Genomic DNA, 10529 nt, shown 5'->3' with positions numbered 1-10529 from the left:
GCATGCCTAACTTTTTAACAAAGTTTATATAGTGATTAGTAAGTTCCTAATTACATACTAAAATGTTTGGAGCATTAAAAAGGTATTTTAAATCAAACCCCGTATGCGCTACTCTAACTACAATAGCATCTTCTAGTGCTTTATTAATATCGCTAGATCATTTACTTGCTTCTCATCAAATGGGAGTTAGACCTAATAATGGTGTTTTAAAATATGCTAGTTTAACTGTTATTTGTGCAACAGCCAGTCTAGTTTCAAACCACCTGCGATACAGAATAGTTGCGAAGTCCATTGAAAAAGAGGGGTTTACCTATGAAATTTTATCTAAGAAATGGTCTAGAAAATTTGCAAAAATTTATGCTGAAGAACAGGATAGATTTGACGAGTATCGTTGTTCATTACAAACGTCAGGGCCATGGTGGACTGATGGCGGTGTATTATACTAATTAATGTTTCTTATTTTACTTCTTTTTGCCCCTTTGGCTTTCGTAGATCTTCTCAACAACCTTAATATTTGCTATCTCATCAACTGGCTTTTCAGGCCTGTATCTCAAAACTCTGGGGAATCTCAAGGCATATCCGCTCGCATAAGTCGGGCTTCTCTGTATCTCTTCATAGCCAACTTCAATCACAATCTGCGGCTTTATAGCAACTTCCTTGCCTTTCTGGGAAATTATCAGTGGCTTAAGAATCTTTGTCAGCTGCTCAAAAGTTACTCCTTCTTCCTCTTTTTCCTTCATCCCGGTGCTTACCTTGCCGATTTCAATCAGCTTCCCGTCTTTCTCGCATGCAACTGTATAGCTGCTCAGCCATTTGGCTCTTTTGCCTTCCCCCCACTCTGCTCCAACTATGACTAAGTCAAGCGGCTCAAGCACTTCCTTCAGCTTGCACCATCCATCAACATAACGTCCTGGCTTGTAAAGAGAATTTACATTTTTCAGCATAACCCCTTCAACACCGGAGTCAAGGGCTTCTTTATAGAACTTCTCAGCTTTTTTGTCATCATCAGTTATGAGCTTTTTAGTCAGAATTATCTTGCCTTTTTCTTCCCTTACAATTTTTTCAACAACCTCTCTTCTTTTCAATAAAGAAAGGTCCATCAAATCCTTTCCCTCATGATACATTGCATCAAACACATTAAGCTCAACCGGGAATTTCTTCGCCATATCTTCAATGTCATATTTTCTCTTTATCCGCTGGGATATTGACTGGAACGGAAGGTATTTTCCTGTTTTCCTTTCATAGCCAACTGCCTCGGCATCTATTATGAAGCTTTTCCCTTTTACATGATCTTTAACAGCGCTGACAACATCTGGGAATTGCGCAGTTACGTTTTCCATTCTTCTTGTGAACAGCAGGATTTCTCTTCCGTCGAAATGGATCTGCAGCCTGAAGCCGTCAAGCTTATTCTCCAGCTGCATAGGCTTTCCCAATGCTTCGAACGCCTCTTCAATATTTTTAACAAGAACCGCCAGCATTACTTTCAATGGCCTGCCAGGCTTCAGCTGTGTTTTACCAAGCTTGTTTTCCTTTGCCAGCAACGCTGTTTCTCCATAATCAACAAGCAAGTTAAATGCATTTTCAACATCTTCAACATTTTTATCAAATGCCTTTGCAATCGCATCCCTTATAATGCCTCCTGCTGTTCCCACTCTTAATTCTTCCAAAACAGTTTTTACTATATATTTAACTTCAGCCGGCTTTGCATTGCTGAGCAGCTCTGTGATTAATGAGATTTTTCTTGCAACTGTTCCTTCGCCTTCCATTTCCGCCAGTTTTCTTATGTTTAACAAGACATCGCTGACGCTTAACTCCCTGAAGCGCAATGCAGACTGCCTTCTCTTTTTCATCAGTTCTTCTGCGACAATGCCGAGATCTCCTTTTTTGCTCCACAGGCTTTCCACTTCCTTGGCGCTTGCTCCGCTTACGCTTGCTATTGCTTTAATCACAAGCCTATTGCTGAAGCCGATTTTCCTTTCATCCCACTCCGGGAAAACTCTGCCTTCAAGCAAGTAAACAATATCCTTCAGGTCATCGGCTTTTGCTTTTTTAAGAATCTCCTCAATAATAGCTGTTTTTTCAAGGTGTTTTGTTGTCGCTTCCAGCTTTTCATAGATTTCAACTAATTCTGAGTATTTCATTTGTTGCCTCTTGTTCAAGTATAGTGAATTGTTTATCTTTTAATAAAGTTAACTATACATTTCATTCTGAAAAAATCCAGCCAACCATGACGCCTACGGACAAAACTTCGTTTTGTCCTACTCGGCATCCCGTAGGGAGCGTCCCCTGCCTCGTCGGCGTCATGGCTGGATTTTTTCTTATTGAGGAAAAATAACACCAAGGCTGGTGAGACATACCACGTTCCTATACGAGCGAAGCGAAGTATAGGGTTGTGGTATGGCGAACGAGCATTTTTGCTTTAGCAAAAATGCGACAGCCATTGGTGGTGTTATTTTTCCGATTTTTGTTTGCAAATGCATACTTTACAGGTTCACTTTACATTATCAATAAATATAAATATAAGTAATATTTAAATATTCTCTAAAAGAGGTAAAATGGACATTTTTGAATGCATAAGGACAAGGCGTTCTGTCAGGAAGTATTTGACAATTCCTGTTGAATGGGATAAGATAGGGCAGGTCTTAGACGCTGCGAGATATGCACCTTCTTCCGGGAATCTGCAAAATTGGAAATTCATTGTTGTAACAGAAGCTGATAAAAGAAGGTCATTGGCAGAAGCCTCTCTGCAGCAGTACTGGATGGCTGATGCCCCTGTCCATATTGTTGTCTGCACTGTCCTTGAAAGGGCTGTCCAGTTCTATGGAGTCAGAGGGGAAAGGCTGTATGCAATACAGAATTGCGCAGCTGCAGTTGAAAACATGCTTCTGGCAGCTAATGCCCTTGGCTTAGGCGCTTGCTGGGTCGGCGCATTTGAAGAGGAAGCTGTGAAAAGAACATGCGGCATTCCGGATTATGCAAGGCCGCAGGCAATTATCACAATAGGCTATGCTGATGAAAAGCCGCCAGAGCCACTGCGATATACAATTGAAAATGTTGTTTTCATTGAGAAATACTTGAGCAGGATAACTGATGTTGATGCTGTAATGGAATGGTATGGCCCCAGGATAAAGAAAACATTCAATGCAGGCAGGGAATTAGTTGAAAAAGGCCTGGAGAAAGGGGCGTCTGCAGCTGAAGCTGCTTCTAAAAATATTTTTGAAAAATTAAGGCATCACATCAGCAGAATGAAGAAAAAGAAATGATTACTCTTCTTCCTCAAACAAGAAATTAATCGCAGAGTCGATCATTTTCTTGAAAGAAAATGCGCTCTTCTTTTTATGGTTGTTCCTGCCGTTTGATGTCAGATAAACATAAGAGAATGAATTCAAAACAAACAAAACATTAACAATCGGAATGATGTACATTGGAACAAGAACAACATTAAAATTAAAGATCTGCGCAATGCTGACAATAAGATTAAAGGGGTTAATTGCAAGCATTAAGCTTAACATCCCCAAAACAACCAATGTTGCGAACATAAATTTTTTCATAATTTATGGAAAAAGCCATTCATTTATAAATCTTATGGTGAAATCGAAGAAACGAGTAAAGCAATTATTTGGGGAATGAAAATCACAGCATCTTCAGCTTTCCGGTTATCTTATCGATCTTCTCTTCCTTATCCGGCCCAATTCCCAGGCATGTTATTGTTCCCGGCTCTACAACAGTCCTGCCGGCATCAGTTATCAGAGCCGTAACTAAGCCCGCATCCTGAGATTCTTTTCTATATTTCATCATCTCACCCAGATCCTTGACTTTCAGAACAACCTTTTTCATCCCTTCATTCTTCCACTTTGCAATATCCTCTTTGTGCGACTTAATAAGAGAAGCAACAGAGGCATGAGCTACCTGGGCTGCTAATTTTCCCTTGGGCAAGTTTAGATCTTCCCTGGCCAAAATAACCTGCTTGTACGGCATAAGAAGTTTGTTTTTTATTCAGTTTAATAATTTTGCGTTTTATGCCCTCGTCATCATTTCAACGAAGAATATAATTATTGTGCAGACAGCTCCTGCTATCACCATCTTCGTTCCTTCAATAAACATGTTTTCTTTTGAGATCCTTGCCAGGAATGCTCCTACAAGGAATAGGAATAATGCAGCCAGGGCAAAAGACATGTAATATGCCGAAGTTATGCTGCTGGCTATAAAAAACGGCATCACTATAATTATCGCTATAAGAAACGGCGAAAGCCCGTCAATTGCTGCAAGCGCGAGCGTGGCAAAGCTGTGCGCGCTCTGAATCTGGGATTCTTTAAGAAACATGCCAACGCTTTTCTCAAGCCTTTTTATTTTTCCTGTTCTTTCCGCCTTCTCTGTTATAAATGTCCCGTAAAATCCTGAAACAGCTATGGCTACCGCTATTCCCAATGAAGCTGTTATCACCATGCTTCTTGATCTTATATCTGCGAAAAAGCTTGCCAAAAGAATTCCAAGGATCGCAAGAACACCGTCAAAGCTGTTCATTGCCAGATACCTTCTTGCTATTTCATCTATCTCAGCTATCTTGTTGAACTGCTTGATCCTGAATAATGCCCTGTTGATCTTTGTTCTCATTTTATCACGAATGAATCTGTAAAAATGCGCGCTTAAAAAGGTTCCTAATTCCCTTGCTTATTCAAACAAACTAAAAATTTATAAATGTGAGAATAAAAAAGCCAGTAATATGGTTCAAATAACCTTTCCGGATGGAACAAAAAGAGAATATAAGGAAGGCATCACTCCGATAGAGATCATAAAGAAAGACATCGGGGAAGGATTAGCGAGAGCTGCATTGGCTGCGAAGATCAATGACAAATTAATAGATTTAAACACCCCAATAAAAGAATCCTGCAGCTTCAGGGTCATAACATTCAAGGACAAGGAAGGCACAGAAATATTCAGGCACAGCACAGCCCATGTTTTAGCTCATGCTGTTATTCAGCTATTTCCTAAAGTAAAGCCGACTATAGGCCCTATTGTAGAGGAAGGATTCTATTATGATTTTGACGCAGATCCTTTCAAGCCTGAAGACCTGAAGAAAATAGAAGAAAAGATGCACAACATTGTAAATCAGGATCTTCCTCTTGAAAGAATAGAATTGACAAAAGCAGAAGCGCAGAAGCTGTTCAAAAACAACCCTTACAAGCTTGAACTGATTGAGGAGCTTGGGAAAGACTTGACAGCATACAGGCAGGGTGATTTTATTGATCTGTGCAGAGGACCTCATGTTTCATCAACAGGAAAGATAAAGGCATTCAAGCTGACAAAGATTGCAGGAGCATATTGGAGAGGCGACATTAAAAACAAGCAATTACAGAGAATATATGGAATAAGCTTCCCCGAAGCAAAAGAGCTCAATGATTATCTTAAAATGATCGAGGAAGCGAAGAAGAGAGACCATACAATAATCGGAAAGCAGCTAGACTTATTTTCAGTGCATGAAGAAGGCCCTGGATTTATTTTCTGGCACAATAATGGAATGATTCTCAGAAACGAGCTTATTAATTATTGGAGAGAAGAGCACAGGAAAGCAGGCTATATTGAAGTAAGCACACCAACAATGCTGAACAGAGTGCTATGGGAGAGGAGCGGGCATTGGAAGCTTTACAAAGATATGATGTACACAACAAGGATTGATGAGCAGGATTATGCTATAAAGCCGATGAACTGCCCGGGCGGAATGCTTATTTACAAGACAAAAGTGCATTCTTACAGGGAGATGCCTTTAAGAGTAGGCGAGCTTGGGCACGTGCATCGCCATGAATTAAGCGGAGTGCTTCACGGCTTGTTCAGGGTAAGGGCTTTCACGCAGGATGATGCGCATATATTTTGCACTCCTGAGCAGCTTGAAGATGAGATAGTGAATGTAATCTTATTAATCAAGAAGATGCTTGCTGTATTTGGCTTTGAAAAATATTTCTTTACACTGTCTGTCAGAAGCGAAGAGAAAAAAGACAAATATATCGGAGATGATGCTGGCTGGAAGAAAGCAGAAGACTCGTTGAAGAATGCATTAGATAAATTAAAAATACCTTTCAATATATTGGCTGGCGAGGCAAAGTTCTACGGCCCTTCATTAGATGTTCAGATAGCAGATGCTCTTGGAAGAAAATGGCAGTGCTCCACAATACAGGTTGATTTTAACTTTCCGGAAAGGCTTGACATAACTTATGAAGGAAAAGATGGAAGGCAGCACAGGCCGTTTATACTTCATAGAGTTGTTTATGGCAGCCTTGAAAGGTTTATCGGAGTTTTAATAGAGCATTTTGCAGGAAGATTCCCGTTATGGATCAGCCCTTTGCAGATCATAATCCTGACTGTTGCAGACAGGTTCAATGACTATGCCTTGGAACTGAAAAAGAAATTCGAGGAGCATGGCTTAAGAGCTGACATTGACTTAAGGGCAGAGTCCATTCCGAAGAAAGTAAGAGATGCGCAGGTGCAGCAGATCCCGGTGATCATAACTGTCGGCGAGAGGGAAGTTAAGGACAAAACAGTTGCAGTAAGGACATTGGACGGAAAGCTTGCGGATCTGAATGTTGATGATTTTATCAAAAAGGTTAAAGAGAATATAGAGAAGAAAGAAATAAGTGTGAAGTTTTAATAAAAGTTCTAGAAAACATTTATAAACCAAAACTCATTCTTATACCCTATGGTCTTAGACAGCCTCGGTTCTGCATTAAGAAACACATTGCAGAAAATAACAAAAGCACTTTTTGTAGATGAAAGGCTGATCAATGAATTAATCAAAGACATACAAAAAGCGCTATTGGCAGCGGATGTCAATGTAAAGCTTGTCTTTGATCTTACAAAGAAAATAAAAGAAAGGGCATTGAAAGAAGAAGCTCCTTCTGGATTGACAAAGAAAGAATATCTGATAAAGATCGTTTACGATGAACTGGCCAATTTCTTAGGCGGAGAAGGGGCAAAAATAGACATCACAAAAAGGCCTTTCAAAATAATGCTTGTCGGCCTGTTCGGAAATGGAAAAACAACAACAGCAGGGAAACTGGCAAAATTCTTTCAGAAGCGCGGCTTGAAAATTGCAGTAGTACAGACTGACACTTGGAGGCCAGCAGCTTATGAGCAATTAGAACAATTAGCAAAGCAGATTAATGTTGATTTCTACGGCATAAAGAAAGAAAAGGATCCGATAAAAATCTATTCTGAATTTGAAAAAAACATAAAAAAATACGATGTTGCCATCATAGACACTGCAGGAAGGGATGCCTTATCTGATGATCTGATCGAGGAATTGAACAATATCAACAAAAAAGTTCAGCCTGATGAAGTGCTATTGACAATAGGCGGCGATTTAGGCCAGGCAGCTGAATCGCAGGCAAAGAAATTCCATGAAACATGCAATGTAACTGGCGTTATTGTTACAAAGCTCGACGGAACAGCAAAAGGCGGCGGCGCATTGATTGCCTGCGCAGTTACAGGAGCAAATGTTAAATTTATCGGAGTGGGAGAAAAGATAGATGCTTTGGAGGAATTCAAGCCGAAAAACTTTGTCGGCAGATTATTGGGCATGGGGGACTTAGAGGCATTATTAGAGAAAGCAAAAGATGCTATAACAGAAGAGGAAGCAAAGGATCTGGGCAAAAGGTTTCTGAAGGGAGAGTACAATCTTATTGACCTGTATGAGCAGATGGAAGCGATGTCTAAAATGGGGCCAATAAGCAAGGTAATGGAGATGATTCCAGGATTCTCGCAATTGCAATTGCCAAAAGACGTGCTGCAGGTGCAGGAAGGCAAGCTTAAGAAATGGCGCTATGTAATGAACTCTATGACTAAGGAAGAGCTTGAGGATCCTGAAATAATAGATTCTGCAAGAACAGAAAGAATAGCAAAGGGAAGCGGATGCTCAACAAGCATTGTAAGGGAGCTTGTAAAGCAGTACAAGCAGAGCAAAAAGCTTGTCAAAATGCTGAAAGGCCAGGGATCTCCTGAAAAGTTAATGAAGAAATTCCAGGGCAAAATGCCGAAAGGGTTTAAGTTTTAAGATAGTTTCTGAAATAAAACAAAAAACAAGTTAAACTCCGTTTATTCATCCCCGAAGTCGCCATCATTATCTGGCTCTTCGCCATCACCATCCAAATATTGCATATTAGCACCCCCTTGTTGTTTGATATTGTTCTAGCAGTATTGTCTATTTTATTTATAAATGTTTTGCTTTTCAGTTTCACAAAATTTAAGACATATCTTTTTAAACCTGTTTCCATTCCCTCTCATAATGCTCGAATTCAAGGAAAAGCCCAACACAGCTGAAGAGATAAACAATATTTTAAACCATATTGTAAAAAAATGGTTTTACAGCAGATTCAGGGCCTATTCCCTGCCGCAGCTATATGGTGTTATGGAAATACACAGCAGAAAGAATATCCTGATCTCCGCCCCGACAGGAGCAACAAAAACATTGACTGGATTCCTGTCAATTTTAAACGAGCTTGTTGATTCCTCGGAAAAAGGCATTCTGGAAAACAAGATATACTGCGTTTACATTTCGCCTTTGAAGGCATTGTCAAACGATATTCTTGTAAACCTTGTGCAGCCATTGAAGGAAATGGAGGCAATAGCAGATAAAAAATTAAACATCAGGGTAGGAGTCAGGACAGGAGATACAACAGCAGCAGAAAAATCAAAGATGCTCAAAGCCCCGCCTCACATTTTAATAACCACCCCTGAAAGCCTTGCATTAATGCTCTCCTCTTCAAAATTCGTAGAGCATCTTAAAAATGTGCAGTGGTGCATTATTGACGAAATTCACGCATTGGCTGAAAACAAGAGAGGAGTTCATCTTTCTTTGTCAGTTGAAAGATTGGCAGCTTTATCCTCGCATATGGCAAGAATCGGATTATCTGCTACAATTTCTCCTCTGGAAGAGATTGCAAAATTCCTTGCAGGTTATGATGAAGGAAAAGTGAGGGGCTGCATTATTGTAGATGTGCAGTTCATAAAAGAATTGGATTTGAAAGTGCTGTCACCCGTTGAAAATCTGATTGACATTGAATATGCATATATGCATGACGCGCTTTATACTTTAATAGACAAGCTTGTGCAGGAGCATAAAACAACACTAATATTTACAAACACAAGAAGCGCAACTGAACGGGTTGTTGACCATCTGAAAGACAAATTCCCCAAGAATTATACAGAGAATATAGGGGCGCATCACGGCAGCCTGAGCAAATTCCTTAGGCAGAATATTGAGCAAAGATTAAGGGAAGGAAAAATAAAAGTGGTTGTATGCTCAACTTCCTTGGAGCTAGGCATTGATATCGGATTTATTGACCTGGTTATTCTTCTCGGATCCCCTAAATCTGTTGCCAGGGCATTGCAGAGAACTGGAAGAAGCGGCCACCAGCTGCATTCAAAAACAATGGGCAGGATTATTGTGCTTGACAGGGATGATTTGATAGAATGCGCTGTTCTGCTTAAATCTGCAGTTGAAAGAAAGATGGACAAGATACATATTCCTGTTAACTGCCTCGATGTCCTTGCCCAGCAAATATTTGGCATTGCAATTGCGGACAAGATCCAAATAAATGATTTATTCAGGCTGATAAGGTCTTCATACTGCTATAAGGATCTTCCCTGGGAGGATTTTCTCGAGATAATAAAATATCTTTCAGGAGAATTTGCGAGCCTTGAGTCAAGGCACGTCTATGCAAAGATATGGCATGACAAGGAAACAGGAATGATTGGAAGAAGGGGCAGGCTCAGCAGGGTTCTTTATATGACAAACATCGGGACAATTCCTGAAGAAATGTTTATAACTGTAAAAGTAGGCGAGGAAACAATCGGCCATTTGGATGAGGGGTTTTTGGAAAAATTAAGGCAGGGCGACAGTTTTGTTTTGGGAGGAAATGTTTATGAATTCAAGTTCAGCAGGGGAATGGTTGCCCAGGTTTCAGCCAGCGCGCATAGGCCGCCTACAATTCCGTCATGGATCAGCGAGATGCTGCCTTTGTCTTTTGACCTGGCTCTTGATATCGGAAGGTTCAGAAGATTGATGAGCGAGAAATTCTGCGCAAATAAAACAAAAGAGGAAATCCTTGAATTCATAAATTCTTACCTTTATGTTGACAAATATGCCGCTAACTCAATTTACGAATACTTCAGGGAGCAGTTTGAATACGCAACAATCCCTAGCGATAAAAGGATAATTGTGGAGCATTTCAAGAATGAGAACGGCAGCCATTTGATATTTCACAGCTTATTTGGGAGAAGGGTCAATGACTGCCTGTCAAGAGCTGTCGCATATATCGCGGGGCGATTATTGCATCAGGATGTTGAAATCGGAATGAGTGACAATGGATTTTTTATAAGGATGAACAAAGATGTAAATGTTGAGCAGATCTTTAAGATATTGAAGAAATCGGATTTTGATGAAATCGCAAGGCTTTCAATAGAACAGACCGAAATTCTGAAGAGAAGATTCAGGCATTGCGCAGCTCGCGCTTTGATGATACTGAGAAACTATAAAG

Annotated in this window: 9 protein-coding genes; 5 read left to right on the top strand and 4 right to left on the bottom strand. The window is 40.2% G+C overall.

Annotation, left to right across the window (positions count from 1 at the left end):
- Window positions 1–62 precede the first annotated feature (62 nt).
- A complete protein-coding gene (locus tag HYU07_05980) occupies window positions 63–446 on the top strand; it encodes a hypothetical protein (protein MBI2129759.1) in 384 nt (127 codons plus the stop codon).
- A gap of 15 nt (window positions 447–461) precedes the next feature.
- On the opposite strand, the gene HYU07_05975 is transcribed toward HYU07_05980, so the two are convergent.
- Window positions 462–2141, bottom strand: coding sequence for an ATP-dependent DNA ligase (locus HYU07_05975; GenBank protein ID MBI2129758.1), 1680 nt, complete (start codon window positions 2139–2141; stop codon window positions 462–464).
- A 414-nt stretch (window positions 2142–2555) separates the two neighbouring features.
- Between HYU07_05975 and HYU07_05970 the strand changes: the two genes are divergently transcribed.
- Window positions 2556–3263 (top strand): nitroreductase family protein, encoded by a 708-nt coding sequence (locus HYU07_05970; GenBank protein MBI2129757.1) that lies wholly within the window; start codon window positions 2556–2558, stop codon window positions 3261–3263.
- Here the strand turns inward: HYU07_05970 and HYU07_05965 are convergent, their stop codons facing one another.
- The 3 genes from HYU07_05965 to HYU07_05955 all read right to left on the bottom strand — a co-directional run bounded on the left by HYU07_05965 (window position 3264) and on the right by HYU07_05955 (window position 4614).
- A complete protein-coding gene (locus HYU07_05965) occupies window positions 3264–3551 on the bottom strand; it encodes a hypothetical protein (protein ID MBI2129756.1) in 288 nt (95 codons plus the stop codon). It lies immediately after the preceding gene.
- Between the two features lie 82 nt (window positions 3552–3633).
- Window positions 3634–3978 (bottom strand): peptidyl-tRNA hydrolase, encoded by a 345-nt coding sequence (locus HYU07_05960; protein ID MBI2129755.1) that lies wholly within the window; start codon window positions 3976–3978, stop codon window positions 3634–3636.
- Window positions 3979–4017: 39 nt separating this feature from the next.
- Window positions 4018–4614 carry a VIT1/CCC1 transporter family protein gene (locus HYU07_05955; protein ID MBI2129754.1) on the bottom strand — a complete coding sequence of 199 codons (597 nt, stop codon included), beginning with the start codon at window positions 4612–4614 and terminating at the stop codon, window positions 4018–4020.
- A 109-nt stretch (window positions 4615–4723) separates the two neighbouring features.
- Here HYU07_05955 and thrS point away from each other — a divergent pair, with 109 nt between their 5' ends.
- The 3 genes from thrS to HYU07_05940 form a co-directional block, all read left to right on the top strand.
- Window positions 4724–6643, top strand: a complete 1920-nt coding sequence (gene thrS, locus HYU07_05950; GenBank protein ID MBI2129753.1) for a threonine--tRNA ligase — start codon at window positions 4724–4726, stop codon at window positions 6641–6643.
- A gap of 48 nt (window positions 6644–6691) precedes the next feature.
- Window positions 6692–8044 (top strand): signal recognition particle protein, encoded by a 1353-nt coding sequence (gene ffh / locus HYU07_05945; GenBank protein MBI2129752.1) that lies wholly within the window; start codon window positions 6692–6694, stop codon window positions 8042–8044.
- A 231-nt stretch (window positions 8045–8275) separates the two neighbouring features.
- Window positions 8276–10529, top strand: a 2254-nt coding sequence (locus HYU07_05940; protein MBI2129751.1) for an ATP-dependent helicase, incomplete at its 3' end; no start/stop codon positions are given.

Source organism: Candidatus Woesearchaeota archaeon (genome assembly GCA_016180285.1).
Classification (GTDB): domain Archaea; phylum Nanobdellota; class Nanobdellia; order Woesearchaeales; family JACPBO01; genus JACPBO01.
This window is presented reverse-complemented; position numbering and strand designations above follow the sequence as displayed.